This window comes from Polaromonas sp. P1_G1 (genome assembly GCF_056405595.1).
The window spans coordinates 45807-71392 of the sequence record NZ_JBFUBU010000013.1 but is presented as its reverse complement, the minus strand read 5'-3'; the positions used below and the strand labels follow the sequence as shown (position 1 = coordinate 71392).

General features: G+C 62.9%; 26 protein-coding genes. 18 read left to right on the top strand and 8 right to left on the bottom strand.

The features are described from left to right. The first annotated feature begins 12 nt into the window (after nucleotides 1–12). The 11 genes from ppk1 to AC1D1Y_RS08600 all read left to right on the top strand — a co-directional run bounded on the left by ppk1 (nucleotide 13) and on the right by AC1D1Y_RS08600 (nucleotide 9302). The gene (ppk1, locus tag AC1D1Y_RS08650; protein ID WP_477681979.1) at nucleotides 13–2109 is read left to right on the top strand and encodes a polyphosphate kinase 1; all 2097 of its coding nucleotides are present in this window, start codon (nucleotides 13–15) and stop codon (nucleotides 2107–2109) included. A 1-nt stretch (nucleotide 2110) separates the two neighbouring features. After that, nucleotides 2111–2584, top strand: coding sequence for a SixA phosphatase family protein (locus AC1D1Y_RS08645; protein WP_477681978.1), 474 nt, complete (start codon nucleotides 2111–2113; stop codon nucleotides 2582–2584). Nucleotides 2585–2740: 156 nt separating this feature from the next. Then, nucleotides 2741–3313 (top strand): DUF6714 family protein, encoded by a 573-nt coding sequence (locus AC1D1Y_RS08640; RefSeq protein WP_477681977.1) that lies wholly within the window; start codon nucleotides 2741–2743, stop codon nucleotides 3311–3313. 84 nt (nucleotides 3314–3397) lie between these two features. Then, nucleotides 3398–3787, top strand: coding sequence for a hypothetical protein (locus tag AC1D1Y_RS08635; RefSeq protein WP_477681976.1), 390 nt, complete (start codon nucleotides 3398–3400; stop codon nucleotides 3785–3787). Between the two features lie 91 nt (nucleotides 3788–3878). After that, nucleotides 3879–4403, top strand: coding sequence for an SLOG cluster 4 domain-containing protein (locus AC1D1Y_RS08630; protein WP_477681975.1), 525 nt, complete (start codon nucleotides 3879–3881; stop codon nucleotides 4401–4403). Nucleotides 4404–5905: 1502 nt separating this feature from the next. Further along, a complete protein-coding gene (locus tag AC1D1Y_RS08625; RefSeq protein WP_477681974.1) occupies nucleotides 5906–6313 on the top strand; it encodes a GFA family protein in 408 nt (135 codons plus the stop codon). 33 nt (nucleotides 6314–6346) lie between these two features. Further along, entirely contained in the window at nucleotides 6347–7093 is a 747-nt protein-coding gene (locus AC1D1Y_RS08620) for a transglycosylase domain-containing protein (protein WP_477681973.1), read from the top strand. A 299-nt stretch (nucleotides 7094–7392) separates the two neighbouring features. Then, nucleotides 7393–7947, top strand: coding sequence for a hypothetical protein (locus AC1D1Y_RS08615; RefSeq protein WP_477681972.1), 555 nt, complete (start codon nucleotides 7393–7395; stop codon nucleotides 7945–7947). A gap of 124 nt (nucleotides 7948–8071) precedes the next feature. After that, nucleotides 8072–8545, top strand: a complete 474-nt coding sequence (locus tag AC1D1Y_RS08610; RefSeq protein ID WP_477681971.1) for a hypothetical protein — start codon at nucleotides 8072–8074, stop codon at nucleotides 8543–8545. 27 nt (nucleotides 8546–8572) lie between these two features. Continuing rightward, on the top strand, nucleotides 8573–8944 hold the full coding sequence (locus tag AC1D1Y_RS08605) for a hypothetical protein (RefSeq protein ID WP_477681970.1): 372 nt from the start codon (nucleotides 8573–8575) through the stop codon (nucleotides 8942–8944). A gap of 91 nt (nucleotides 8945–9035) precedes the next feature. Further along, nucleotides 9036–9302, top strand: coding sequence for a hypothetical protein (locus tag AC1D1Y_RS08600; RefSeq protein ID WP_477681969.1), 267 nt, complete (start codon nucleotides 9036–9038; stop codon nucleotides 9300–9302). Between the two features lie 45 nt (nucleotides 9303–9347). Here the strand turns inward: AC1D1Y_RS08600 and AC1D1Y_RS08595 are convergent, their stop codons facing one another. The 4 genes from AC1D1Y_RS08595 to AC1D1Y_RS08580 all read right to left on the bottom strand — a co-directional run bounded on the left by AC1D1Y_RS08595 (nucleotide 9348) and on the right by AC1D1Y_RS08580 (nucleotide 13260). Beyond that, the gene (locus AC1D1Y_RS08595; protein ID WP_477681968.1) at nucleotides 9348–9806 is read right to left on the bottom strand and encodes a hypothetical protein; all 459 of its coding nucleotides are present in this window, start codon (nucleotides 9804–9806) and stop codon (nucleotides 9348–9350) included. A 111-nt stretch (nucleotides 9807–9917) separates the two neighbouring features. Then, complete coding sequence (gene ppx, locus AC1D1Y_RS08590; RefSeq protein WP_477681967.1) at nucleotides 9918–11417, bottom strand: exopolyphosphatase; 1500 nt, start codon at nucleotides 11415–11417, stop codon at nucleotides 9918–9920. 61 nt (nucleotides 11418–11478) lie between these two features. Continuing rightward, nucleotides 11479–12621, bottom strand: a complete 1143-nt coding sequence (locus tag AC1D1Y_RS08585) for an ABC transporter substrate-binding protein (protein WP_477681966.1) — start codon at nucleotides 12619–12621, stop codon at nucleotides 11479–11481. Between the two features lie 150 nt (nucleotides 12622–12771). Then, complete coding sequence (locus AC1D1Y_RS08580) at nucleotides 12772–13260, bottom strand: fasciclin domain-containing protein (protein ID WP_477681965.1); 489 nt, start codon at nucleotides 13258–13260, stop codon at nucleotides 12772–12774. Between the two features lie 226 nt (nucleotides 13261–13486). On the opposite strand from AC1D1Y_RS08580, the gene pstS reads away from it, so the two are divergent. The 7 genes from pstS to phoR all read left to right on the top strand — a co-directional run bounded on the left by pstS (nucleotide 13487) and on the right by phoR (nucleotide 20094). Continuing rightward, nucleotides 13487–14530: a phosphate ABC transporter substrate-binding protein PstS gene (gene pstS / locus AC1D1Y_RS08575; protein ID WP_477681964.1), complete on the top strand. Its 1044-nt coding sequence runs from the start codon at nucleotides 13487–13489 to the stop codon at nucleotides 14528–14530. Nucleotides 14531–14646: 116 nt separating this feature from the next. After that, a complete protein-coding gene (pstC, locus tag AC1D1Y_RS08570; RefSeq protein ID WP_477681963.1) occupies nucleotides 14647–15612 on the top strand; it encodes a phosphate ABC transporter permease subunit PstC in 966 nt (321 codons plus the stop codon). Further along, nucleotides 15609–16472, top strand: a complete 864-nt coding sequence (pstA, locus tag AC1D1Y_RS08565) for a phosphate ABC transporter permease PstA (protein WP_477651550.1) — start codon at nucleotides 15609–15611, stop codon at nucleotides 16470–16472. The genes pstC and pstA overlap by 4 nt, the downstream gene beginning before the upstream one ends. 27 nt (nucleotides 16473–16499) lie before the next feature. Then, entirely contained in the window at nucleotides 16500–17279 is a 780-nt protein-coding gene (gene pstB, locus AC1D1Y_RS08560; protein ID WP_007871927.1) for a phosphate ABC transporter ATP-binding protein PstB, read from the top strand. A 19-nt stretch (nucleotides 17280–17298) separates the two neighbouring features. Next, the gene (gene phoU / locus AC1D1Y_RS08555) at nucleotides 17299–18000 is read left to right on the top strand and encodes a phosphate signaling complex protein PhoU (RefSeq protein WP_411879881.1); all 702 of its coding nucleotides are present in this window, start codon (nucleotides 17299–17301) and stop codon (nucleotides 17998–18000) included. Nucleotides 18001–18007: 7 nt separating this feature from the next. Next, nucleotides 18008–18733 carry a phosphate regulon transcriptional regulator PhoB gene (gene phoB / locus AC1D1Y_RS08550; protein WP_431096707.1) on the top strand — a complete coding sequence of 242 codons (726 nt, stop codon included), beginning with the start codon at nucleotides 18008–18010 and terminating at the stop codon, nucleotides 18731–18733. Then, nucleotides 18730–20094, top strand: coding sequence for a phosphate regulon sensor histidine kinase PhoR (phoR, locus tag AC1D1Y_RS08545; protein WP_477681962.1), 1365 nt, complete (start codon nucleotides 18730–18732; stop codon nucleotides 20092–20094). Before phoB ends, phoR begins: the two co-directional genes overlap by 4 nt. On the opposite strand, the gene AC1D1Y_RS08540 is transcribed toward phoR, so the two are convergent. From AC1D1Y_RS08540 to AC1D1Y_RS08525, 4 genes are all read right to left on the bottom strand, one after another. After that, entirely contained in the window at nucleotides 20091–21461 is a 1371-nt protein-coding gene (locus tag AC1D1Y_RS08540; protein WP_477681961.1) for an MATE family efflux transporter, read from the bottom strand. The genes phoR and AC1D1Y_RS08540 overlap by 4 nt on opposite strands. Further along, nucleotides 21458–23239: a hypothetical protein gene (locus AC1D1Y_RS08535; protein WP_477681960.1), complete on the bottom strand. Its 1782-nt coding sequence runs from the start codon at nucleotides 23237–23239 to the stop codon at nucleotides 21458–21460. Before AC1D1Y_RS08535 ends, AC1D1Y_RS08540 begins: the two co-directional genes overlap by 4 nt. 183 nt (nucleotides 23240–23422) lie before the next feature. Continuing rightward, nucleotides 23423–23710, bottom strand: coding sequence for a type B 50S ribosomal protein L31 (locus AC1D1Y_RS08530; protein WP_411879876.1), 288 nt, complete (start codon nucleotides 23708–23710; stop codon nucleotides 23423–23425). A 159-nt stretch (nucleotides 23711–23869) separates the two neighbouring features. After that, nucleotides 23870–25564: an FxLYD domain-containing protein gene (locus AC1D1Y_RS08525; protein ID WP_477681959.1), complete on the bottom strand. Its 1695-nt coding sequence runs from the start codon at nucleotides 25562–25564 to the stop codon at nucleotides 23870–23872. Between the last annotated feature and the right edge of the window lie 22 nt (nucleotides 25565–25586).

The following is a 25586-nucleotide window of genomic DNA, read 5'->3' as shown; positions in this document are numbered from 1 at the left end:
ACCACCTTGTTGATGCCCACTTCACCCGCCTCGGTGGCCGCTGCCGCGCCAAGCGTCCAGTTCCTGGATCGCGACCACAGCATTCTTGCTTTCAATGAGCGGGTGCTGGACTGGGCCAAGCGCCCCGACGTGCCGCTGCTGGAGCGGCTGCGGTTTCTGTGCATTGTTTCTTCCAACCTCGACGAGTTTTTTGAAGTCCGCACCGCGCCCCACCTGACGGCGGCGCAGGCCGGTGAGCAAAAAGCACCTTATTCGGTGCAATCCTTCAAGGCCTTGTCGGCCGCCGCGCATGACATGGTGGCGCGCCAGTACTCCCTCTACAACGACGACCTGCTGCCGGCCTTTGAGCGCCAGGGCATACGAGTGGTCTCGCACGGCGAGCGCAACCCGGCCCAGCGGCGCTGGGTGAAGGAGTATTTCGAGCGGGAAGTGCGGCCGCTGCTGATCCCGGTCGGGCTGGACCCGTCGCATCCGTTCCCGCAGGTGGCCAACAAGTCGCTCAACTTCATCGTGCGGCTGGGCGGCCACGACGCTTTCGGCCGCGAGAACGACATCGCCATCGTCAAGGTGCCGCGGGTGTTGCCGCGGCTGATCCACATGCCGACGCGCGGCCACCACAAGGAGGACCGGCTGTTCGTGTCGCTCTCCAGCGTGATACGCGCGCACCTGGCAGAGCTCTTTCCCGGCCGCGAGGTCGGCCAGTTTTCGCAGTTCCGCGTCACCCGCCATTCCGACCTGGCGGTGGACGAGGACGACGTCAAGAACCTGCGCACCGCCCTGCGCCAGGGTCTGGAGCAGCGCCACTACGGCCAGGCCGTGCGCCTGGAGGTGTCGGCGGGCTGCTCGGAATACCTGGCCAACTTCCTGCTGAAGCAGTTCAACCTGCCGACGCTGTCGTTGTATCGCGTGCATGGCCCGGTGAACCTGGTGCGGCTGACGCAGCTGGTGGACCTGGTCAACGACCCCAAGCTGCTGTTCCCCAGCTACCGCCCCTGCTACCCGACGCAGTTGTTGCCCGGCCAGTCTTTCTTCGAGCGGCTCAAGCAGGGCGACGTGTCCATCCACCAGCCTTTCGAGAGCTTTGAGGGTGTGCTTGCCTTCCTGCGCGAGGCCGTCAACGACCCGCAGGTGCTGGCGATCAAACAGACGATTTACCGCACCGGCGCCGATTCGGAACTCATGGTGCTGCTGCGCGAAGCCGTGCGGCGCGGCAAGGAAGTGACCGTGGTGGTGGAGCTCAAGGCGCGCTTTGACGAAGAGGCCAACATCAACTGGGCGGAGATGCTGGAGTCGATTGGCGCGCAGGTGGTCTACGGCGTGGTGGGCCTGAAGACCCACGCCAAGATGCTGCTGGTGACGCGCCGCGAAGGCAAGCACCTGGTGCGCTATGCCCATTTGTCGACCGGCAATTACAACCCGCGCACGGCGCGCCTCTACACCGACCTGAGCTACCTGACGGCCGACCCGCTGACGACTGCGGACATCGACAACGTCTTTGTGCACCTGGCCAGCCAGAGCCGGCTGCCCAAGCTGCACCACCTGCTGCTGGCTCCGTTCCAGCTGCACCACAAGCTGATCGCAAAAATCGACGCGCTCGGCGAAGCCGCTTTGCAGGGCAAGGACACGCGCCTGGTCGCCAAGATGAACGCGCTGACCGACGAGGACCTGATGCTGGCGCTGGTGAGGGCAGGGCAGCGCGGCGTGAAGATCGACCTGATCGTGCGCGGCGCCTGCATGCTGCCGGCGCAGGTCCTGGGCGTGACAGACAACATCCGCGTGCGCTCCATCATCGGCCGCTTTCTCGAACATTCGCGCGTGTTCTACTTCCGCTGCGCGGAGGAGGAAACGCTGCTGCTCTCCAGCGCCGACTGGATGAACCGCAACATGCTGCGCCGGGTGGAGCTGGCCTGGCCGGTGACCGACCCGGTGCTGCGACGGCGCATCATCGACGAATGCCTGGTGGCCTACCTGCACGACGGGCGCGACGCCTGGGACCTGCAGCCCGACGGCAGCTACCTGCGCGTGAACCCGCAGGGCGACCTGCCGCGCCACGGGGCGCAGGCGGCCCTGATGGCCCGCTACACCGCCCCCCAACACCAGGACAAATGACATGGACCTCATCTTGTGGCGTCATGCGGAAGCGGAAGACTGGCCAGAAGGTGATCCACAGGCAGGCAGCGACCTCGAGCGCTCGCTCACTGCCCGCGGCGAGAAGCAGGCGGCCCGCATGGCCAACTGGCTGGACCGCCAGCTGCCCGAAGGTGCGCGCATCTTCGTGAGCCCGGCGCGCCGCTGCGAGCAGACGGCGCTGGCGCTGGGGCGCAAATACAAGATCAGGAACGAACTGGCCCCCGATGCCACGGCCGCGCAGTTGCTGGAACTGGTGCAATGGCCCCTGGCCAAGTCGCCCATCCTGGTGGTGGGCCACCAGCCCATCCTCGGCGAAACCATCGCGCAGCTGCTGGGCCTGCAGGCCAGCGATTGCCCCGTCAAGAAGGGCGCGCTCTGGTGGCTGCGCAGCCGCGACCGCGAGGGGCACAACCAGACCGTGGTGGTGACGGTGCAGTCGCCGGAAGTGCTCTGAGCTTGTGCGGTGTGGCACGGCCGCGATGCGGGGCCGTATGGGAAGGGATAATCGCCTGAATGCCGCTCTCGCCGAACACCTGCCTTATGTGGCCCAAATCGCCGCCCCCGTCATTTTTGCACTTCATGTCGCAGGCGCCCAAACCTGAGCTTGCATTTGAATGGACCTGGCTATGCCAGCTCTTCGGTCAACCTTAAGGCCAGTTTTTCCGTGGATGCAGATGAACTGTTAAGAGAGATCGAACTCGCATTCAACGGCGTTGTGCGACCTGCAACTTCTCTGCGTCAATTTTTCCTGACTGATCGGTATGGCATGTCTCGAGAGATCACCCATCAGGAGTGGACACAGGCGGGAAGGGATAGAGTCGATTTCAAGTGGCAGGATATTCCTGAAACTGAAATTCAGGCATGCGGGTGTTTGCTCGCACATATGCAAGCCGAGGATTTTCAGTACTACCTTCCTGCGTACATCCGCCATGCGATCAAACACGTCGACAGACCGATCTGGGAGACGGATATTATCGGGAGCGTCGTATTCTCACTGAGTCCGAGCGCCAAAGATCCGGCTGGCTACGTCTATCAGGTTGAGCAGCTTGCGTTGCTTGACAGCAGCCAGAGGTGCGCAATAGTTCAGTTTCTCTATTTTGTTTCGACCAAGGCAGGCTACGTGCAACGGCCGGATGCAGCAAAAGCCCTTGAAAGCTACTGGAACCACAATGTGGGTACTTAACATGTTGATCGACGCGGGCCCTCATCTGTATAAGGCAGCTCCCCGCAATTCTTATGTCCCGGTCATTGCTTACGTTAGCAGCCTATGAACCTAACACTCGTGCTCGTCTATGGAGCGTTGATCTTTCTCGCTACGGTTGTCGCATCCATTCCGTTCGGTTTCGTTCAGGGGTTTACCAAGGCAAGAGGAGCACCCCTAACCGACAGGACATTGGCATTGCTAAAGTTTCCTGAGTACGTTGTGGAAGCTGTAGCCGTGATCTTGGTCATTGCGAATTTAGGTGCACGGCAACCGGAAGAACTGCTTCTCCATGCCGTTTTGGCTGCCTTGATCTCGTTCTTCATCACTTTCGTTGTTGAAGTTCGAAGCCGGCTTATGCCGCTTAGGGAATTTTGGCTCCGCACCGTTATCGGGCTCGGTGTATGCGTTCCGATCGGCCTATTCATTGGCTCTGGCACAAATGCAGGCGCTTAATCGCTCGATTGGCCTCTCCATTTTTGGCGGGTTCACTGTGTCGCTAGATTTATTTTCTCAGGCATAGCACCTTAGTCGGCACGGCCCCACCATGATCGTTTCCCACCGAAAACCCCAAGTTTGCATACTCGGCAGCGCCGAGCCCGGTTCCCGCGCCTACGAACTCGCCGGCCAGGCCGGCGAGGCGCTGGCCAAACTGGCCATCACCGTTGTGAGCGGATGCGGCAGCCCCGCCACTCGGGTTGCCGCAGAGCGTGCGATTCAGGCCAACGGCCTGGTGCTCAGCATCGTGCCTCCAGATGAGATGCCCGGGCCGGAGTGGCCCGCCACGGTGGTGCTGCCCTGTGGCATGGGCGATGCCCGCAATCTGCTGATGGCCCTGGCCGGCGATGCCTGCATCGTCATCGGTGGCCGCGCAGGCACCAAATCCGAGGTTCACCTGGCCTGGCTGCACAAGCGGCCCCTGCTTCCGCTGGTCGGCTGCGGCGGGTGGTCTGATGAACTACCGTCCAACCCTCCCGACGAGCGGGCGAATTCCCCGATCCTGCCGTGGAGCACCGTCGCTGAACTGCAGGAAAATCTGCGCAGTCTTGGATTGGTCAAAAGTTCGGCTTGACTTGGGGAACTGCTCCGGCAAACGGGAGGGCCGGCTGCATGGGAGCATTGCGGGTTGCATGAAATTTTTATGACTGCATGGATTTGCAGTACATTGCTTTGAAATTCAGCGTGCAAGCGGCTTACGGGAGGGGGGATGTTCGGATCAGTTTGCAACCGTCAGGTTTTTCCGTGTGCATTGCGCATGACGCTTGGGCGCCTCTTCACCCTCACGCTTCCCGTTCTCGCGACCGCGGCAATGGCTGCACCACCTGCAAGTCATTGCACCGCAAGCGAAGATACTCTCTTCACTTGCCGTATGCGGAGTAAAGCGCTCTCATTCTGTGCCGCGAAATCAAGTGGCACCGTCGCGCCCGCCTGGATTCAATACCGCTTCGGACGAGTCGGCGCTGTGGAGCTTGTATACCCGGCTGAGAAAGCATCTCCCGTCGGTCATTTTCGGTACTCGACGGAGCGCGGTGGCCGTTGGGTCGTCGCAGTCGTACAGTTCTCAAGCAATGATTTTTCCTATGTGCTGAACGCGTATGGGAACAGCAACATCCCGGAGTCCGATGCGTCTTTGCTGGTTGTTCGACCGGATGGATCGCGGAAGGTATTGCAGTGCGCGGACCCAGGGCTGTATGCAGCCGCCGGCTTGTCGCCGTTCGAGAGATTTCGCCTGCCTGAGGTGGAGAAGGAATTCAGGAGGTAGTGCCAATGCGATATAAGCCGTCAATTGATGCGGACCCACAACAGCAGAAGGCGACTTCGCCTCAAATTTTGATGCTCCGGTCATCTTCACGTTAGGTAGCGGGAATGTCATCGCAAGAGCCATCCATCACGGTGAGCCGCATGCTGACTGAGCTATGCGAACGCCTGGGGTACTGTGATGCGCTCCGTCAACCCTCACGCGTCGAGGCGCAGATCCAAAACGGTGCAGACGCAGTAGTTGAGGCTGTGCTCGAACTCGAAAGGCTCAATCCCGAATGCGAGAAGTATCAACACGCCGCGGTCAAAAGAGTCGTGGAACGTCATCTCCGTGAGGCCAATATTCCTATCTAACAACTCGTTCGAGCGAACCGTGGAACATTGCGGGCTTTGCAGCGGTTGTATGCCCAGGTTGGATTGCAGCCGCCAGCTTCCGTCGTAGGTTTGGCGGCATACATTGCATCAGGCGTTTACAGAGGTCCATTACAAGGGGAAATGACAGTGGGTCTAGCTTTTTTGCCATGGGAGCGACTTCCCGCATTTTTGTTGGGGCCACTATGCTTGCTGTTCAACGGAGGGCTCCTCTTCGCCTACAGTGACAGGACGATCTGGAGCGTGTCTCTTGAGATTGGAGGGCTCTGCTTCGGAGCGTGGCTCATTTGGTATCGATATACCAAAGGAGTCGAACCTCTTTGGACGGAGGAGCAACGGGCCACCGCCGAGAAGAGAAGAAAAAACAGGAGTTGAACGCGCGATGCGAACGAACAAGCTTGTACCGCTTTCCCTCTTGCGGAACAGATGCCAATAGGAGCTCTCATGCCAGAGCAAAAGCTTGATGGTGGTTGCCAATGCGGAGCAGTCCGCTACCGCATCTCAGGGAATCCGGTGATGGCTGCACTCTGCCACTGCACCATGTGCCGGCGAGCCAATGCGGCGCCGGCAGTCGCCTGGGCAATGTATGAGCTCTCCCAGGTCTCGTTTCTCGCGACGCCACCCACGATCTATGAATCATCGCCGGGTGCAAAGCGCGGTTTCTGCTCTCACTGCGGGACGCAGATCTGCTTCACGGCAGAGTACATCCCGGGGCTTATCGACCTGACGATCGGCAGCCTCGATGAACCAAGCCTGGTTCCTCCCACTTTTCACTACTGGGAGTCCAAGCGCTTGCCCTGGCTTCACGTCGCTGACCAATTACCTGCCTATCCTGAGTTTCCTCCCCAATGAGCAGGCGCTAATCAGAATGACGTCAGCCACAACATGAAGATCGGTCAAGCCATCATTCGCACGGTCCTATGGCTCTCGGGTGCAGGTGCGCTAGCCTTGATTGCCGTAGCCGGCTATTACGCCAACGAAGTCAGGGCTGCGCGAGTTGCGACGCCGTCGCTGGTTTCCGAAACCTGGAAACGCTTTGGGACCCAGCTGAAACTCACTGACTTGTCCAAGGATAGGCAAGCCATGTTGTTGGCGATCGAGGATCCGGCGTTTATTCGGCATCACGGTGTCGATCTTGAAACTCCCGGCGCAGGAATGACGACCATTACCCAAGGTTTGGTCAAGCTCATTTTTTTTCCCAACGGGTTCAAGCGAGGCATCGCCAAAGTTCGCCAAACGCTGATTGCGCAATACGCCTTGGATTCGCTGGTTTCCAAGAACGATCAATTGCAACTGTTCCTGAATATCTGTTACCTGGGCAGCAAGAATGGTCAGCCTGTTCATGGTTATGCGGCCGCCGCGCAGGCATATTTCGGCAAAAACTTTGCGGAACTCACCGACGAAGAGTTCCTGTCGCTCGTGGCAATGCACATAGCTCCCGATAACCTGAAACCTGGGACGCTTGAAAACACGCAACGCGTCCAACGCATTCACGCATACCTCTTCGGCAAGTATCAGCCCGCGAGCTTGCTGGATGTTGATTACGACGGAAAGCAACACGGAACACTGGCAGAAGAGGCCCTCATGTCATTCTTGCGGCTTATTACTGACGCAAGGCCAGAAAAACGCTAGCGACAAACGCCTGACATACCGCGCACCCGATCTCTCAATCGAGAGGGCGTTCCGGGGTAAGCCAGGTCACACCTCTTTTCTCTTCCCCTCTAAAGCCTTAGACCGCATGATTCCCTTGCCTCGATAGCTGCACATCTCGACTGAGGGCGTCGCTGTACATTTGGTGCACTGGCCCTGCTTCAATTTCTTGCGACGTGGCGCGACACATCCGCCCATTTCGTTTTCCGTTCCCCGTTCCCCGTTCTGCGCACTCCGGCAGCCGGTTACCTTCACCCTTAGGCCTCAATAGGCGGAGTTACATGAGAAACGATATTCGACAGGTTCTAACGCTCGCAGTCCTTGTCTGTGCACTGGGCAATGCGTCTGGCCAGCCTGCGGCCGCTGCAAATACGGCCCAAAAGTCAAACCAGTTCGTGGTTCAAGCCGAGGCCGCCTACAAAGGCATGCTCGAAGCGGAACGGGCTGGAAACCTCGCGTCCTATCGAAAGGTCAGGTCAAAGGCCGCTGTGAACGAGACCCTTGGGAACCTGCGTAAAGCCGGAACTCCCGAGAGCGAGGCCGGCGCCGCGTTGCAGCGGGTATCGAAGTACTCGACGAGCCTGGACGGCTTTGATTTTGTGAAGGCCGAAGGGCGGGCAAACGTCGGGCGGATCTTCTATCAAAAGCGCTGGAAGTCCAATGGTGAAGAAATGGTCGACTTCTTTGGCTACCTGGTGCGGCTCGAGGACAACGCGTGGAAAGTTGATTGTGTTGTGAATTCAACTGGAACAAAGCTCGGCATGGGCAAGTCGCGCCAGATTGAAGAACGAACCATTGATGAAGTCGCCGAGCATCCATGCTTGAAGATGAACTGAGGCCTGACCCTTCCCAAATGGACTTCCCTCAAGGGCACGGAGCCGACCGATGAATTGGGTGGATGAAGGCGCTTCGTTCAGCCTGGCCGCCGGCCGTCTCAAGCCTTAAAGCGCATCAAGCTCAATGGATCTCGATGGAGTACTCTCGCTCATTCTTCTTGTCTTGCATTGGCGCGTCATGCTGTGCCTTGTTGGCAGTAGTGCGCTGGCAATTGTCCTGGTGCATCTGTTTCCCTGGCTGAGTGCCCTGCAGGGCATCGTCCTGGCCATACTTGGTCTTGTTGCCGGCCTGATCTGGGAAGCGCAGGCAACTACGCCGGAACCGGTGAACGCCCAGAACCCCCCTGAAACCACCACCGGCGTCGCTTGCGCGAGTGCGCTCATCGCCGGCGCCATGTGGGGAGTCTCCAGCGCAAGCTCGATGCATTCCTTTCTTGCTGGCGCGGTGATTTTCATCTCAGTCGCGTGGGGGTGGGTCTGGTACGCGGGTGTTGCCCAGCCTTCGGTGGCCAAGGATCGGGTTTATCTCTGCATTATTCTTGCGGCATTCGCGTTTCCCATCGCGGCAGCGCTTGCTCACAATGCATTCCAAGCTTGAATCAAGCACAACAAGAAAGAATTCGCCATGCGTTACACCATCATCCTGTCAACACTGCTTCTTTGCTCCGCCTGCAGCGAAACATCGTCGCAACCTGCGGCCGTCATTCCGCCCGCAGCGCAAGCCGGCACACCCGCTTTGCCCGACACAAAAGAGGCCACGCAAGCACTGCTCGAGATGCTGGATATGAAAGAGTACAAAAATGCCGAAGTCAAGCTGGGCACCTGCATTCCCGCTGTTGATGCCAAGCACCCAGGGCAAGTCGCTTGMACGGTGGCCTTGAAGATAGGTGCAGGAAGTTCGGAAACCCAAGCCGACTTTTACCGCCGTAGTGGCAAATGGGTGGCCCAGCCGAGCAGTTCGCAGGATAAGCTGCCATTTCCAGATCCCAAGCTTTGAACGCTATGCCTGCAAATTGTTCAACGCCGGCAATTCGCCTGGCGTTGAATCGCAGCTTTTTCACGCTTCTCATCTCGAGCCTTGGAACACCATGAAAGCCGCACTTTTTATCGTCATCGGATATTTGCTGGCGAGCTTGCTTGCTGCCGCTTTGTCGCTGGTGTTGCAGCCGCCGCACGCGCATTTCCCGGTGCTGGTTGCGCTCGCGTTCTTTCCTCTATACCCGCCGCGGTGGGTGGGCATGGTATTTGACGGGACGGCGACCTCCGTGGAGGCAATGGCACTCGCGCTGTTTGTCTTGCTGATGGGGACCAGTGTCTACCTGGCGCTCAAAACCCGGCGGAAGGCGGCCCGGTGAGCAACCCAGCACCCGCAAGGATGCTGGAAGTTGCCTCTATGTAGCTTAGCTGCCCAGCGTAGGCCGGCCGGTCTTGATCGCGGGAACCTGCTCCAGCGCGGTCAGGAAAGCAGCATCGGAAATACCGGCCAGCAGCTTGATGCCGGCGCGCAGCAGCTCGCTTTTCTTCGCGGGGCGGGTCAGTCTGGCGGCGCGCTGCTTGAGGTCGTCGAGCACCACATATTCGGCCTTGGGAATGGTGAAGCTGTCGCGCACCAGCTTGGGCTTTTTGGTTTTCTCTGGTTTCGCGGCCTTCACGGGCTTGGCGCTTGCCTGCGGCTTGGCGGCTGGCTTTTTAGCGCCGGCTTTTTTCAGCGGGGCTTTCTTGGCCGCGCCTTTGCCGGCCGGGGCCTTGGCGAGGGACGCCTTTTTCGGGGCTGGCTTCGCCCCGGTTTTCACGGGAGCCTTGGGGGTTGCTGGAGCCGGTGCAGCGGGTTTCGCAGTTGCTTTTTTGCGGGTTGCCATGGATTGATCCTTTTTCCTTTTGAGTGAACGGTCGAATAAACCGTATATACAGTTTATACGGTTTGATCAAAAGCGGTCAAGCCGCGGCCAGGCGGCAGCGAAAGAGGGGGCTCAGGGGCCGGGCACGACCAGCGTCCACGGCGTCTTTTGCCAGGCCAGCACTTCTTCCTGCAGCAGGTGGGCCGATTGTGGAAAGGCCTGCGCCCAGCCGGCGCGGCAGTTCAGTACAAAGATGCGGCCGGGCTCCGCACCGCATTCGAGCTGCAGGCCTTTGAGGTCGGGGTCGCGGCGGGCGTGGCACAGGATGACCGCCAGGCGCAGGCACAGCAGCTGCTGGATGAACACGCGGTCTTCGAAGTTGACCTCGAGCTTGCGCAGCTTGCCGCGGTGGCCCAGCACCAGCAGGCTGATGCGGTGCAGTTCGGGCAGGGCAAAACCCGGCGCGTCGGCGTTGTCCAGGATGTAGGCGCCATGCTTGTGGTAGTCGCTGTGGGAGATCTGGCTGCCGATTTCATGCAGTTGCGCGGCCCACTCGAGCTTGCGCTGAAAGCGCGCGGAATCGGCGGCGGGCAGGCCGGCGCCGGCCATCACGAACAGGTGCCGCGCGACCTTGCTGACGCGCTGGGCCTGCACCGGGTCGGCGCTGAATTTGCCGGCCAGGCGCTGAACGGTGGTGGAGCGCAGGTCCGTCAGGTCGTGTTCGCGGTCCACGAGGTCGTAAAGCACGCCGTGGCGCAGGGCGCCCTGGGCGGCTTCCATCTGGGAGATGCCGAGCAGTTCGAACACGGCGCGCAGCACGCTGACGCCGCCGCCTATGACGGCGCGCCTGTCGTCCTTCATGCCGTCGAGCTTCAGGCGCTCGGCGCTTTGCGCCTTGAGCAGGCGGTCCAGCAGCCAGTCCAGTCCGTCGCGCGTGACCAGGCCCGCGGGCCAGCCCGCGGCCGTCAACACGTCGCTGACGGCGCCTATGGTGCCGGAGGACCCGTAGGCCGCGTCCCAGGCGCCGGCGCGGTAGGCATTGACGGCTTCGTCGAGCACCGCCTTGGCGGCCACCTCGGCGGTCGCGAAGGCACGCGGGGTGAATTGCCCGTCGGGGAAATACTTCATGGACCATGCCACGCTGCCGACGCGGTAGGACTCCATGGTGCGCGCTTCCAGGCCCTTGCCGAGGATCATTTCGGTGGAGCGCCCGCCTATGTCCACCACCAGCCGGCGTTCGTCGGACTGCGGCAGCAGGTGCGCCACGCCCTGGTAGATCAGCCGGGCTTCTTCGCGGCCGGGGATGACGTCGATGGGGAAACCGAGGATTTTGTGGGCGCGCGCGAGGAATTCCTCGCGGTTGCGGGCTTCACGCAGGGTCTGGGTGGCGACCGCGCGGACCTGGTATTTCTTGAAGCCGGCCAGGCGTTCGCCGAAGCGCGCCAGGCAGTCCCAGCCGCGCTGCATGGCGTCCGGGGTCAGGTTGCGGTCGGCGTCCAGCCCGTTGCCCTGGCGGACGGTTTCCTTGAGGTATTCGGTGCGGTGTATGCGGCCGTGGTCAAAGCGGCCGATTTCGAGGCGAAAGCTGTTGGACCCCAGGTCCACAGCCGCGAGCAGCGTTCCATTTTGCATGCCTGAGTTTAAGGTCTCGGCATGGTGTTCGCGCGGGACCCGCATGAGCATTTCGGGCCGCCTAGCCGATCAGGCGGCCGTCGACCGTCATCATGCTCTGGGTGACGTAGGTGCTGCTGCGGCGCTGGGGGCTGAAGCTCACGCTGAAGCCGCCCATGTTCATGGCGCCGCGGCGCTGGAAAGCACCCAGGACGTTCTGGCGGTTCAGCGCGCCGTCCACTTCGTTGAGCACTTCATAGGTGTAGCGCGCGGCGATGAAACCCGCCAGGCTCAGGGGCGCGGGCGGCTCGTCGAACAGGCGCGCCAGCGTTTCGCGGTAGCTCCTGACAATCGGCAGGCTGGCGTTGACCAGGGGCACGGGCTGGGTGGCGATCACCGGGGTGTTGCGCGCCGCGCCCATCTGCAGCATGGTCTGCAGGTTGACGTCGGCCAGGGCCACGATGTAGCGCTGGCGGGACTGCTTCTCCAGGCCCTGGGTGAATTCGGCGAGTTCGGGCGTTCCGCCCACAAAGAGCAGCACGGCGGGCGTGCGGGGCGTGAGTTTCTGGCCCAGCGCGCGCAGGTCGTCGGAGCCCTTGAAGGACTGCAGCTTGAGTTGCAGGGCGGCGGTGATGCGTTCGACGTCGGCGTGGTAGGCGCTGTAGTCCTGAGCCGTGGCGTAAATCGCGCCCAGTTCTTTCAGGCCCATGGTCGAGAGGCTTTTGAGCGCGTAGGCCATCTGTTCCTGGCGCGCCGCAAAAATCGGGAAGGTCTTGTCGTCGATCTCCAGGCTGGAGTTCTGCAGCCAGGGCGCGACGTGCGCCATGGGCAGGCCGCCTTTGTGGGAGAGGTCGACGATCTGGCTGGCCATGAGGTCGCCGACGCTGCCGGAAAGGGCCACGCAGGCGGAGTTGTCCCYGACTGAGTCCAGGGCTATCTTGAGGCTGGCCGGCGTGCCGTCGGTCTCCAGCGTCTGGTGCTCGACACGGCGGCCGCGAATGCCGCCTTTGGCATTGATGTCCTGCCAGGCGGCGCGCGAGCCGATCAAAAAATCTTTGGAAACGTCTTGTTGCGCCTGCGAAAAGTCCACGACCTGCGCCACGATGAGGCTGCGCGAGGCGGATTTGGCGGTTTGCGCCCAGGCGGGCACGGCGGTGCTTGCCGCCAGCAGGCCGGCATGTTGCAGCAGCCGGCGGCGATTGGGGAGGGCTTGGGGCAGGGACATGGCGGGGCTCCTGGCGGTGTATCCGCCGTCAGGTGTCGAGATGATGCGAGGGTAAAACTGTCAAGGCCCCTGCTTTCGGGGAAAGCCAGGGGCCTGAAGCGGAGTGAAATAAAGGGAAGCAAGGCGCGCGGCCTTGCGGAGGTATCAATATCAGCGAGCGGGCGGAACCAGGACGGCGTCCACCACATGCACCACGCCGTTGGTGGCGGAGATGTCGGCGGTCTGGACCATGGCGTCCTCGACGGTGACGAATTCGCCGGCCTTGGAAAGCGCCACATTGGCGCCGTTGACGGTCTTGCTGTTGCCGTTCTTGACGTCGGCGGCCATGAGCTTGCCGGGAATCAGGTGGTAGGTCAGGACGGCCTTGAGTTTGGCCGGGTCCCTGGCCAGTTCGTCCATGGTCTTGGCAGGCACTTTGGCGAACGCCTCGTTGGTGGGGGCGAACACGGTGTAGGGGCCGGTGCCCTTGAGGGTGTCGGTCAGCCCGGCCTTGGCCACCAGGCCGTTGAGCGTGCTCAGCTGGGACTGGGAGGCAATGGTGTCGGCCACTGACACCGGGGTGGATTGGGTGGCGCAGCCGGCGAGGGCGGCGACAGCGGCAACAGTGGCCGTGAGGACCAGAAAGCGGCGGTTCAGCATGGGAAGTTCTCCTGATTAATCCTGATAAAGACGAGGCCAAGCGTAGAAGCGCCCGGTGACAGATTCGTGACGGAAATTTGAAGCTTTTGTGACGCTCCCCAGGGGCGGATGCCCCCTGGGAGGCTGTCATATTTGTCACAAGCTTGTCACACAAGCTTCCTACAGTCGACGCATCTCCTTAGCAGTCCCAAGCAATCCCGACTATTTTCAACCCAGAGGTGTTCTGATGAACCTGACTTTCAAAGCTTCCCTGACGGCCGCGATGGGCCTTGCCCTCGCCTCTTTTGCGACCCTGGCCAGCGCCCAGGACGTGACCGGCGCCGGCGCCAGCTTCCCGGCCCCCCTGTATTCCAAGTGGGCCGCTGATTACAACAAGGCCACCAGCGTCAAGATCAACTACCAGTCGGTGGGTTCCGGCGCCGGTTTGCGCCAGATTGAAGCCAAGACCGTCGATTTCGGCGCATCCGACGCTCCCCTGAAAGATGAAGAACTGGCCAAAAAAGGCCTGATGCAATTCCCCACCGTGATCGGCGGCGTGATTCCTGTGGTCAATATCAAGGGCATCACCCCCGGCCAGCTCAAGCTGAGCGGCCAGGTGCTGGGCGACATCTACCTCGGCAAGATCACCAAGTGGACCGACCCGGCCATCAAGGCGCTGAACCCCACGCTGCCCCTGCCTGACGCCGCCATCGCACCGGTGCGCCGCGCCGATGGTTCCGGCACCAGCTTCATCTTCACGAACTACCTGAGCAAGGTCAACGCCGAGTGGAAGTCCAAAGTGGGCGAGGGCACGGCAGTGAACTGGCCCGTGGGCGCCGGCGGCAAGGGCAATGAAGGCGTGGCGGCATTCGTCGGCCGCCTGCCCAACTCGATCGGCTATGTGGAATACGCCTACGTCAAGCAAAACAAGATGACCTTTGCCCAGCTGAAGAACGCGGCCGGCAACTTCGTGTCGCCTGAAGACGGCGCTTTCAAGGCCGCCGCGGCCGGTGCCGAGTGGTCCAAGAGCTTCTACCAGATCCTGACCGAGCAGCCCGGCAAGGATTCGTGGCCCATCACCGGTGCCACCTTCATCCTGATGCAGAAAGTCCAGGACAAGCCCGCCCAGGCCGCCGCTTCCCTCAAGTTCTTTGAGTGGGCCTACAAAAACGGCGACAAGACCGCCGACGACCTGGACTACGTGCCCATGCCCGCGGCCGTGAAGACCATCATCGAAAAAGCCTGGGGCGACATCAAGGACGCATCCGGCAAGACGGTTGCCTATAAATAAGCACGGCCTGCTGATTTCCGCAGTCTTTACAAAACACAGGGGTTTCTCACGTGTCCTCTACACTTCCGGCTAGCCGGGCCGCTTTTGACCACCCGGCCAAAGCGACCGGACGCGACATGACCAATCCTCCCCCCGGCAATGCCGTGCGCAGAAGTCCCCTGGCGGACCGGCTTTTCGGCTGGGCAGCGCAAGGCGCGGCCTGGCTGACGCTGGCCCTGCTGGCCGGCATCCTGGTGTCGCTGGTGATCGGGGCCTGGCCCGCGATCAGCAAATACGGTCTCGGCTTCCTGACCAGCAGCGTCTGGGACCCCGTCAAGGGCGAGTACGGCGGCCTGGTCATGATTTACGGCACCCTCGCCACCTCGCTGATCGCGCTGCTCATTGCGGTGCCGGTCAGCTTCGGCATTGCGCTGTTCCTGACGGAGCTGTCGCCCGCATGGCTCAAAAGGCCGCTGGGCACCGCCATCGAGCTGCTCGCCGCCGTGCCGTCCATCGTCTACGGCATGTGGGGCCTGCTGGTGTTCGGCCCCATCCTGGCCACCTACGTGCAGCAGCCGCTGCAAAGCCTTCTGACCGGCGTGCCCTATCTGGGTGCGCTGGTGTCCGGCCCTCCCGTGGGCATAGGCATTTTGTCGGCCGGCATCATCCTGGCCATCATGATCATTCCCTTCATCGCCTCGGTGATGCGGGATGTGTTCGAGGTCACGCCGGTGCTGCTCAAGGAATCGGCCTACGGCCTGGGTTCCACCACCTGGGAAGTCGTTTCCAAGGTCGTGCTGCCCTACACCAAGGCCGGCGTGGTCGGCGGCATCATGCTGGGACTGGGACGCGCGCTGGGCGAGACCATGGCGGTCACCTTTGTCATCGGCAATTTCAACCAGCTTGATTCGCTGAGCCTGTTCCAGGCGGCCAACAGCATCACCTCGGCGCTGGCCAACGAGTTCGCCGAAGCCGGCGAGGGCCTGCACCAGGCTGCTTTGATTTACCTGGGCCTGGTGCTGTTCTTCATCACCTTTGTGGTGCTGTCGCTGTCCAAGCTGCTGCTGGCCCAGCTGCGAAAGAGTGAAGGGGTTAAAACATGAGCGCCGTGATGCAAGAAGACGCACGCCTGGCAAAGTTCGCCCGGCGCAAGCGGGTCAACCGGATCGCGCTGGTTCTTTCCCTGGCAGCCATGTCCTTCGGTTTGTTCTGGCTGGCATGGATTCTGTGGGAAACCATACGCCTGGGCGTGGGCGGCCTCTCCTGGGCCACGCTGACGCAGATGACACCGGCGCCCAATGAAGAGGGCGGTATCGCCAATGCGATTTACGGCTCCTTCCTGATGGTGCTGCTGGCCACTTTTGTGGGTACGCCGATCGGCATCATGGCGGGCATCTACCTGGCCGAGTACAACACCAAGGGCATGCTGGCTTCGGTGACGCGCTTCGTCAACGACATCCTGCTGTCCGCGCCGTCCATCGTGATCGGCCTGTTCGTCTACACCGTCGTGGTGTCGCAGTTCAAGTCCTATTCGGGCTGGGCCGGCGTCCTGGCGCTCGCGCTGATCGTGATTCCCGTGGTCATCCGCACCACGGAGAACATGCTGCAACTGGTGCCGCCGGGCCTGCGGGAAGCCGCTTACGCCCTGGGCGCGCCGAAGTGGAAGGTCATCACCAGCATCACGCTGCGCGCCGCGCGCGCCGGTGTGACGACCGGCATCCTGCTGGCCGTCGCCCGGATCGCCGGTGAAACGGCGCCGCTGCTGTTCACGGCGCTGAACAACCAGTTCTGGACCTCGGACCTGAACCAGCCCATGGCCAGCCTGCCCGTGACGATCTTCAAGTTCGCACTGAGCCCTTATGAGAACTGGCAGCAACTGGCATGGGCGGGTGTGTTCCTGATCACCATGGCCGTGCTGGGCCTGAACATCCTCGCTCGCGTACTGACGCGAGCCAAAAACTGACAGCCACACAACACCACAAGGTCAAAGATGGACACCATCACCGCACAACGCGAGCAATCGAAAATTTCGGTCAAGAACCTCGACTTCTATTACGGCAAGTTCCACGCCCTCAAGGGCATCAACCTGGAAATCCCGGAAAAGAAGGTCACCGCCTTCATCGGCCCCTCGGGCTGCGGCAAGTCCACGCTGCTGCGCATCTTCAACCGCATGTATGAGCTCTATCCCGAGCAGCGCGCCGAAGGCGAGATCATGTTCGACGGCGAGAACCTGCTGACGTCCAAAAAAGACGTGGCGCTGATCCGCTCCAAGGTCGGCATGGTGTTCCAGAAGCCGACGCCGTTCCCGATGTCGATCTACGACAACATCGCCTTTGGCGTGAAGCTGTTTGAAAGCCTGAACGCCTCGGACATGGACGAGCGCGTGGAATGGGCCCTGCGCAAGGCCGCGCTGTGGACCGAAGTCAAGGACAAGCTCAACCAGAGCGGCTCCAGCCTSTCGGGYGGCCAGCAGCAGCGCCTGTGCATTGCCCGCGGCATCGCCATCAAGCCTGAAGTGCTGCTGCTGGACGAACCCTGTTCGGCGCTGGACCCGATCTCGACCGCCAAGGTGGAAGAGCTGATCGCCGAACTGAAGAACGAATACACCGTGGTTATCGTGACGCACAACATGCAGCAGGCCGCCCGCTGCAGCGACTACACGGCCTATATGTACCTGGGCGACCTGGTCGAATTCGGTGCCACCGAAGACCTGTTCTTCAAGCCAAAACGTAAAGAAACCGAAGACTACATCACCGGCCGTTTCGGCTGATACGGACTAGGGAGCACACATGCCTGATAAACACCTATCGACCCAGTTTGACAGCGAACTCAATGGCGTCTCCTCGCGCGTCATGGAACTCGGCGGCCTCGTCGAGTCGCAGATTCGCCTGGCCATCTATGCGCTGTCGCAGTTCAGCGCCGAAAGCGCCAACCAGGTCATCGAAACCGAATCGCGCGTCAACGCGATGGAAATCGACATCGACCGCGAGCTGTCGTCCATCATCGCGCGGCGCCAGCCCACGGCCCGCGACCTGCGCCTGCTGATCGCCATTTCCAAGACCACGGCCAACCTTGAGCGCGCCGGCGACGAAGCCGAGAAGATCGCGCGCATGGTCAAGTCCATCATCGAGAGCGGATCGGCCCGGGCCCTGCCTTCGTCCGACCTGCGCATCGCGGCGGAGCTGGCTTCCGGCCTGCTGCGCAAGGCGCTGGACGCGTTCGCCCGGCTGGACACCGCGGTGGCGGTCTCCATCCTCAAGGAAGACGACCAGATCGACCAGGAATTCGACGGTTTTGTCCGCAAGCTCATCACCTACATGATGGAAGACCCCCGCACCATCTCGCCGAGCCTGGACCTGCTCTTCGTGGCCAAGGCCATAGAACGCGTGGGCGACCATGCCAAGAATATCGCGGAGTTCATCATCTACATCGTCAAAGGGGCTGATGTACGGCACACCCCCATGGAACAAATAGAGTCTGCAGTAAAGTAAAGACGGAATGAAACACCTGCCACGCATACTGATCGTTGAAGACGAGCCGGCCATCGCCGAGTTGATTGCCGTCAACCTGCGGCATGGCGGCTTTGACCCCGTGGTGGCGGAAGACAGCGTGTCGGCCCAGCGCGAACTCGACGCCGTGCTGCCCGACGCCATCCTGCTCGACTGGATGCTGCCGGGGCAAAGCGGCTTGGCCCTTGCCCGGCACTGGCGCAAGCAGGCACGCACCAAGAGCATTCCCATCCTGATGCTGACGGCGCGCGGCGACGAACCCGACAAGGTTGCCGGGCTGGACGCCGGTGCCGACGACTACATCACCAAGCCCTTTTCCACACAGGAACTGCTGGCGCGCATACGCGCCGTGCTGCGCCGCCGCGCGCCCGAGTCGGTGAACGACAGCGTGACGGTGGGCGGGCTGGTCCTGGACGCGGCCACGCACCGCATCTCTTACCTGGGCCAGGAGCTCAAGCTGGGCCCGACCGAGTTCAAGCTGCTGCACTACCTGATGAAGCATGCCGAACGCGTGCACAGCCGCAGTTCCCTGCTCGACAAGGTCTGGGGCGACCACGTCTTCATTGAAGAACGCACCGTCGACGTCCACGTCAAGCGCCTGCGCGAGGCCCTGGGCGCTGCGGGCACCATGGTGGAAACCGTTCGAGGCGCCGGTTACCGGCTGACCGCGATGGCAGCCAACAACCCGGTCGCTGCGGCACAATCCAGCGCATGATCAACCGCTGGATAGTTTTTGCCGCCTGCATGATTGTTGGCGGCGGCTTGGGCTTTTGGGCGCGCACCGTCAACGGCCTGAGCTTCGGGCTGGGCATAGGCCTGGCGGTGGGCGCCTTGGTCTGGCTGGTGATCGACAGCTTCTTCATCAACCGTCTGCTGCGCTGGCTGCGCACCGAACAGAACAACGACACCCCGGCCGTGATGGCGGGGAGCGCCCCCAGCATGCCCGGCGTCTGGGGCGAAGTCGCGGACCGGACCCGGCGCCTGCTCAAGAACCGCGACCAGCAATACCAGGAAAGCCAGGCCCGCCTCGACGAATTCCTGGCGGCCATGCAGGCCTCGCCCAGCGGTGTGGTGCTGCTCGACGCCCAGGGCCGCATTGAATGGTGCAACCAGATGGCCAGCCAGCATTTCGGCTTCGACGCCCAGCGCGACGTCCTGCAGCACATCGCCAACCTGGTGCGTGACCCGGCCTTCAAGGCCTACGTGGCGGCGGGCAACTTCAAGCACGACGTGGTCATTCCGGGCAGCGCCAGCACGCCGGCGCGCCCGGTGAAGCTGTCGGTCCACGTGCATTCCTACGGCAAGGACCGCAAGCTGCTGCTGTCGCGCGACATCACGGCCGTGGAACTGGCCGAAGCCATGCGCCGCGATTTTGTGGCCAATGTGTCGCATGAGATCCGCACGCCGCTGACGGTACTGTCCGGCTTTATCGAAACCCTTCAGACCTTGCCGCTCAAGGAACCCGAGCGCGCCCGCTACCTGGCGCTGATGTCGCAGCAGTCGCAGCGCATGCAGACCCTGGTCAGCGATCTGCTGACCTTGTCGCGCCTGGAAGGCAGCCCTTTTCCGGGCGCCACCGACTGGATGACGCTGGGCGCGCTGCTGGCCCAGTGCGAGCAGGAGGCCAGGGCCTTGTCGGCGGTGATCGCGCCGCAGGGGCACAGGCTGGAGTTTGATGCCGGCCCGGTGTCGGAAATCGCCGGCGTGCAGACCGAGCTTTACAGCGCCATGTCCAACCTCGTGACCAACGCGGTGCGCTACACGCCCGAGGGCGGCATGGTGCGCGTGAGCTGGACGCTGCTGGAAGACGGCCGCGGCGAATTCAAGGTCAAGGACAGCGGCCCCGGCATCGCGCCCGAACACCTGCCGCGCCTGACCGAGCGTTTTTACCGCATAGACCGCAGCCGTTCACGCGAGACCGGCGGTACCGGCCTGGGCCTGGCCATCGTCAAGCACGTGGCGCAGCGCCACGGCGCCGAATTGCAGATTGAAAGCGAGCCGGGACAGGGCTCGTGCTTTTCCATCGTCTTTCCGGCCGCGCGCGTGCGCCGGGTTCAGGTGGCCCAGGCCGCTTAGGCCTGGCTGGCCTGGACCACCGGCGCCACCCGCAGGCTGCGCCTGACGGCGTGCCACAGCAGGCCCAGGAAGCAGGCGGCCACGAGTGCGATGGCCACCGTGCTGGCGGCCCAGAAGCTGGCCGCCGATTGTGTGGCCGGATGGCCGGCGATGCCCTCATAGGCCAGGCGGTAGCCGCCCAGCAAGCCCAGTCCCCACAGCAACACGCCATAAAGCGCCAGCGGCGCGATGGTGATGCGGTAGCAGCGCAGCAAAAATGCGGTCAGCGCCTGCGTCGCGTCGGCCACATGGTAGAAAGCCACCCAGACCAGCAGCGATGAGGCCAGCGCGACGATCTCGGGGCTGCCCGAGTACCAGCTCGCCAGCAGGGGCCCAGCCATGGAGACAAACGCCGCCAGCGTGAGCGCCGCTACCCCGGTGAGCTTGAGCCCCAGCAGCACCACTCGTTTGGCATAGTCCGGGCGGCCGGCGCCTATCCAGAAGGACACGCGCGCGCTGCAGGCAATCGCCATCGACAGCGGCATCATGTAGAGCACCGCCGCCACGCTGGACGCGATCTGGTGGCTGGCCGATGCGACCGTGCCCAAGCGCGCGATGAACAGGGCCATCAGCGTGAAAGAGGTCACCTCCACCAGGTAGGCCAGCCCGCCCGGAATGCCCAGCCGGGCGAAATTGCCGATCTGCGACCAGTCGGGGCGCTCCATGCGTTCCCAGAGGCGGTAAGGGGTGTACATCGGCCGGGTCCGCAGCATCAGCACGGCCAGCACCAGCAGCAGGTAGTTCACGATCAGCGTGGCCCAGGCACAGCCCACGGCGCCCATGGGCTCCACGCCGGCGCCGCCGGCTACCAGCCAGATGGACAGCGGGATCTTGACCACCAGGGCGCCGACCTGCAGCCAGGTGACCAGCAGCGGCTTGCCCAGCGCCTGGTTGAAGGTGCTGTAGATGCGAAACAGCAGCGAGGGCGCAAACGCGAAGGCCAGCACCGCGAGGTAATGCTGGACTTCATCGCGCATCAGCTCGGGCACCTGGGCCCAGCGCAGCAGCGCGCCGGGAAACAGCATCGCGGCCATGCCCGCGGCCACGATGAAGGCGCACAGGTACATGCTTTGCCGCACGGAAGCACCCACGGCTTCATGGCGCCGCGCGCCCAGCATTTCGGACCAGATGGGCAGCAGCGCCTGCACGATGCCGATCAGCCCCACGTACACACTGACATAGAGGGCCGAGCCCACGGAGAGGGCGGCCAGCGCCTGGTCGCTGTAGCGGCCGGCGATCACGGTGTCGGCCACTCCGAATGCCATGATGGCCAGTTGCCCGACCAGCACCGTGCCCGCGTGCCGGCTGATGACCTTGAGTTCGCTCAAGGCTTGGATTTGCCGTTGGCGCGGCGGGAAGGAGCCGGTGCTTTGGCCGGAGTGTCCTGGCTGACCCGCTTGTAGAGCAGCACGTTCTCGGTCTTGTCGGTCGGCCGGCGCACCGTCGCCTGGAAAGCCCAGTCGGGCAGGTTGACCCTGCTGCTGAGCGTGGGCTGGGCTTCGACATCGACGATCAGGTAGGGGCAGCTGGCCTGCGCGTCGGCCTGGCGCAGCTCGAGCTGGCCGTGGTATTGCAGGGCGGCGGCCTGGGCGCTGCCGATGCCGTAGATTTCGACGCAGGCGTTTTTGTCCACCAGGCTGGCGATCTGGCGCGACAAGGGTGCGAAGCTGCGCGCATAGTCGAGCAGCGGCATCCAGAGCGTCATCAGCAGCAGCCAGCACAGGGTGGCGCCGCCGGCCGGCAGCACCAGCGATTTCCAGACGGCCGCGCGTTGCGCTCCGGCGCGCCACTTGACGAGCCAGGTCCAGGCCAGGGTGGCGGCCAGCGCGAAAAGAAAGGCCAGCCAGGAAAAGCTGGGCTCGAAACCGGGCGCGAGCTTGGCCACGTTGGCGGCGGGCTGGCGCGGCACACCGGTCTGCATGGCGATCCAGACCACCCAGATGATGATGCCGCAACCGGTGAAAAACAGCAGCGTGAACCAGTCGATCAGCGAGGCCACGCTGCGCTTGAGTGTGGGCAGCGCGAAGGCGGCCAGTGCGGCCAGCGGGGGCAGGCTCAGCAGCAGGCTGCGGTCGGAGGCTGTGGTGGTCAGTGTGGCGGCCACGGCCATGGTAGCAAACCACAGCGGCAGGGCGACATGGCGGCTGGCCAGCTGCCGGCGCCAGCGGTAGAGCGTCCACATCGCCAGCGGCCAGGCCGGCCAGGTGAACCACAGCAGCAGGCGCCCCAGGCTGCGCCAGTCCCGCCAGGCGGTGGCGTCGTCAGAGCCGGGCAGGTGGATGCGCCAGCGCCAGAGGTCCAGTCCATAGGCCAGCAGCGAGACGCCCAGCGTGATGCCGGTGATCAGCAGCACCCAGTGCCAGGACTGTTGTTTGGCAGCGGGGTCTTTCTGGTCGGTGCCCCAGTGCATGTGGGTCCATTCCACTAGTGCGCCGCCCACGCCCAGCAGCAGGGCCAGCGTGGGGGCGCCGCTCAGGGTCAGCCCGGCCAGGCCGACCAGCAGGCCGAAGGCCGGCCCGAGGATTTTGGTGGCGCGGCGATAGGGGCTGGCCGCCATGGCGTAGAAGGCCAGGGCCGTGAAGCCCAGTTGCGCCAGCGCCGGCGTGGTTTCGTGTGAGAGCTGCGCCAGTCCCAGGCTGGCGATCAGCGCCAGCAGGCCGGCGTCGGCGATCGCCCGGGCGTAGTCGACGGGGCTGGCCTCGCCGCCAAAGGCGAAGGCGACCGGCTGGGCCAGCGGGCTGCGGGCCAGGTAATAAACGGCATACCAGGTGGCCAGCAAGKTCAGCACCAGCAGGCCCACAAACGGCACCCGCACCGCCAGGGCCGGGTCCAGGAAAGGCAGCCATTTGATCGCGATCGCGCCCAGCCAGTAGGGGGCCAGCGCGTCAAATTCGGTGGCCCGGCCCAGCAGCTGCGGCTGCAGCCAGTTGGCCACCGTGGAGGCCAGTTCGCGCATCACGCCGAAGGCCGCGATGTCCTCGTTTTTCCAGGGCCCGCGCCCCAGGAAGCCCGGCAGCACATAGGCCGCGCAGAACAGCAGCAGCGCAAGCCGCGGCAGGCGGCGCACGGCGGACTGGGCAATGATGGCGGGGGAAGGTTTGTTCAAAACGGTTGGGGATCGGCGAAAGGCGAGAGTGGTGGGAATGGCCGTCAGTCCGGCATCCTGGGCCAGCGCTGATTTTGCGTCAAACCGGGCCGCGGGGCTTTGCAGTTCCTGGCAAATTTTGCCGAAAAAAAAGCAGCCTGAAATTCAGGCTGCTTTTTGCAGGCTGGCGAAAGAATTCGCAGCTTACTTCGCAGCTTCGGGCGCGGCCTCTTTGGCGGCGGCGGTGGTCTTGCCGAAACGGTTGCGGAATTTCTCGACGCGGCCGCCCATGTTGTCCACGGATTTTTGCGTGCCGGTGTAGAAGGGGTGCGATTCGCTGGACGTATCGAGCTTGTACAGGGGCAGTTCGCGGCCGTCGTCCATTTTCACCATTTCTTTGGTGTTCACGCAGGAGCGGGTGACGAACTTGAAGTTGTTGGACAGGTCCAGGAAACAAACTTCGCGGTAATTGGGGTGAATGCCTTCTTTCATGATCTTTCCTTGTTCGATGCGGGAGCCACACAAGCCAGTCCTGGGCACTTTCCGCTAAGCCGCACATTATCGCATAAAAGCTGGGGCACCAACAAGGTGCCGGTTTGGCGCCCGGCAGGGGCGCTTTGCCGGGCGCCGGCACCCAGGCCGCTCCGGGGGCTATTCGGTGCTCTGGTAAAAAGAGCTGACTGCCTTGAAATCGCCGCCGTTTTGTTCGACATCCACCTGAAATGGCACGCTTTCTCCCGGCGAGATGGCCGGCAGGTTGTCGACCCGCCCGAAACCCGTCAGCCGGCCGTCGCGGTCGCGCAAGCTGATCCAGACCCGCGGCTTGCGCACAATGGCGGTTCCGGCGTTTTTGACGCTCCCTTTGATCTCGACATATTTGTAGCTGAAGCGCTGGCTGAAATTGAGCAGCACGCTGCCGGTTTGCGCGCGTGTTCCTTCCACCTGGACCATCAGGGGCGTGCGTGAGCCCGGCAGCGCGGCCCGGCGCGAAGGTTTCCATTCGACGCGCGTTTGTGTGATCCGGCCGGTTTTTGGGGATTCCAGCCGGATGGGAAAGCGTTCGCCGGGATACAGGTAGGCGATCTCTTCCATGGAAACGGAGCCGCCAGGCTGGCTGCCGTCGTAATGCGAGATCACGCCGCCGGGCGACACGGCGATCATGTCCTTGCTGCGGTTCACCACCTCGGTCAGGTACAGGGGCCGCTGGATCTGGCTCCGGCCCGCCACAAGCGGAAGCAATTCAAGCTGGCTCAGGTCAAAACGCTCGCTGTCTTCGGCCAGCAGGTCCTCGGTGCTCATCCGCAAGCCGGCGCCAAAAGTCTCGGGTGCGCCGTTGGTGCGTATCACCCGATCGGCGCTGATGACCGGTATGCGGCTGCTTTCGTCGGTCTTGACGGCGTAGCTGATGCGGTAATCCCAGGCGGCAACGGCGGCGGCGCTGCCGCCAAAACGCGGGATGCGCACATCCACGGCCGTCCGCTCGCCCGGTTTGACTTCGCCGGACTGCGCGTAGCCGCGGCCAAATCCGATGATGGCCCCGGTGTCGTCGTAGGCCGTCACGAGCACTTCGCACGCCACCAGCGCCACGTCCTTGCGCGTGTTGACGATGCGGCCCGCCAGGCGCAGGTCGCTTTTTCCATCCTGGACAAGCCGGACGCGCGAAAACGCCAGGCGCGGCCCCTCGACCGAGCGGTGGGGAGTGCTCAGGCGCTGCACCTGCAACTCGTGGCGGGTGACTGTTTTGTCGCCCGGAAGATCAATCAGCACCGGTGCGGTTTCGCCCGCAGCGAGCAGGCTCGCGGGCAGGGTTTCGCTGGCGGTGCCGAGCTTGTTGCCGCCTTCGGAATACAGAACCGCCGTGATGCCGGGGCGCTCGAGCGGCTTGCCGGTCTCGTTGCGCGCGATCACCAGTAGCTTGGCTTTTGCCGAACTGCCGCTTCCGACCAGCACCTGGCGCCCTTCGTCGAGCTTCAGGCCGCCGACGGGAATGGCGCGGTCCGGCTCCGGGAGGCTGGCGCGCGAACCGTCGGCGATCTGTTCCTTCGTGCTGAAATGGTTCAGGGCGGCGAAAAGCAGGCCCAAGACCACGACCACCGCGGCCGTGATCAAACCATATTGAAAGAGTTTCTCGGCCGATATCCTGAGGTTGCGCGACTGCTCTGCCGCCAGGCGTTCGGCTGCGGCGTCCTTGACCTGTTCAAGGACGCGGTCCAAACGGTCGGAAACGCCGTCCTCGATGACCGACCGCGCGCCGCAGTGTTCGCAGACGTATTGGTTCAGATCGGTGCGCCGCAATGCACCGCTACCGCATTCCGAGCATTTCAGCGTTTGGAGAACAGTGGTCATGGCGTGGCCTTGCAAGCCGGAA

Bases quoted from the DNA above. Each gene is read 5' to 3' on its own strand.
- pstA (WP_477651550.1), top strand. From the start codon at position 15,609: ATGAGCGCCGTGATGCAAGAAGACGCACGCCTGGCAAAGTTCGCCCGG.
- ppx (WP_477681967.1), bottom strand. From the start codon at position 11,417: ATGCAAAATGGAACGCTGCTCGCGGCTGTGGACCTGGGGTCCAACAGC.
- phoU (WP_411879881.1), top strand. From the start codon at position 17,299: ATGCCTGATAAACACCTATCGACCCAGTTTGACAGCGAACTCAATGGC.
- ppk1 (WP_477681979.1), top strand. From the start codon at position 13: ATGCCCACTTCACCCGCCTCGGTGGCCGCTGCCGCGCCAAGCGTCCAG.
- AC1D1Y_RS08610 (WP_477681971.1), top strand. From the start codon at position 8,072: ATGGATCTCGATGGAGTACTCTCGCTCATTCTTCTTGTCTTGCATTGG.
- AC1D1Y_RS08530 (WP_411879876.1), bottom strand. From the start codon at position 23,710: ATGAAAGAAGGCATTCACCCCAATTACCGCGAAGTTTGTTTCCTGGAC.
- AC1D1Y_RS08645 (WP_477681978.1), top strand. From the start codon at position 2,111: ATGGACCTCATCTTGTGGCGTCATGCGGAAGCGGAAGACTGGCCAGAA.
- AC1D1Y_RS08630 (WP_477681975.1), top strand. From the start codon at position 3,879: ATGATCGTTTCCCACCGAAAACCCCAAGTTTGCATACTCGGCAGCGCC.
- AC1D1Y_RS08635 (WP_477681976.1), top strand. From the start codon at position 3,398: ATGAACCTAACACTCGTGCTCGTCTATGGAGCGTTGATCTTTCTCGCT.
- pstS (WP_477681964.1), top strand. From the start codon at position 13,487: ATGAACCTGACTTTCAAAGCTTCCCTGACGGCCGCGATGGGCCTTGCC.
- AC1D1Y_RS08525 (WP_477681959.1), bottom strand. From the start codon at position 25,564: ATGACCACTGTTCTCCAAACGCTGAAATGCTCGGAATGCGGTAGCGGT.
- AC1D1Y_RS08615 (WP_477681972.1), top strand. From the start codon at position 7,393: ATGAGAAACGATATTCGACAGGTTCTAACGCTCGCAGTCCTTGTCTGT.
- AC1D1Y_RS08595 (WP_477681968.1), bottom strand. From the start codon at position 9,806: ATGGCAACCCGCAAAAAAGCAACTGCGAAACCCGCTGCACCGGCTCCA.
- pstC (WP_477681963.1), top strand. From the start codon at position 14,647: ATGACCAATCCTCCCCCCGGCAATGCCGTGCGCAGAAGTCCCCTGGCG.
- phoR (WP_477681962.1), top strand. From the start codon at position 18,730: ATGATCAACCGCTGGATAGTTTTTGCCGCCTGCATGATTGTTGGCGGC.
- AC1D1Y_RS08620 (WP_477681973.1), top strand. From the start codon at position 6,347: ATGAAGATCGGTCAAGCCATCATTCGCACGGTCCTATGGCTCTCGGGT.
- AC1D1Y_RS08600 (WP_477681969.1), top strand. From the start codon at position 9,036: ATGAAAGCCGCACTTTTTATCGTCATCGGATATTTGCTGGCGAGCTTG.
- AC1D1Y_RS08625 (WP_477681974.1), top strand. From the start codon at position 5,906: ATGCCAGAGCAAAAGCTTGATGGTGGTTGCCAATGCGGAGCAGTCCGC.
- AC1D1Y_RS08580 (WP_477681965.1), bottom strand. From the start codon at position 13,260: ATGCTGAACCGCCGCTTTCTGGTCCTCACGGCCACTGTTGCCGCTGTC.
- phoB (WP_431096707.1), top strand. From the start codon at position 18,008: ATGAAACACCTGCCACGCATACTGATCGTTGAAGACGAGCCGGCCATC.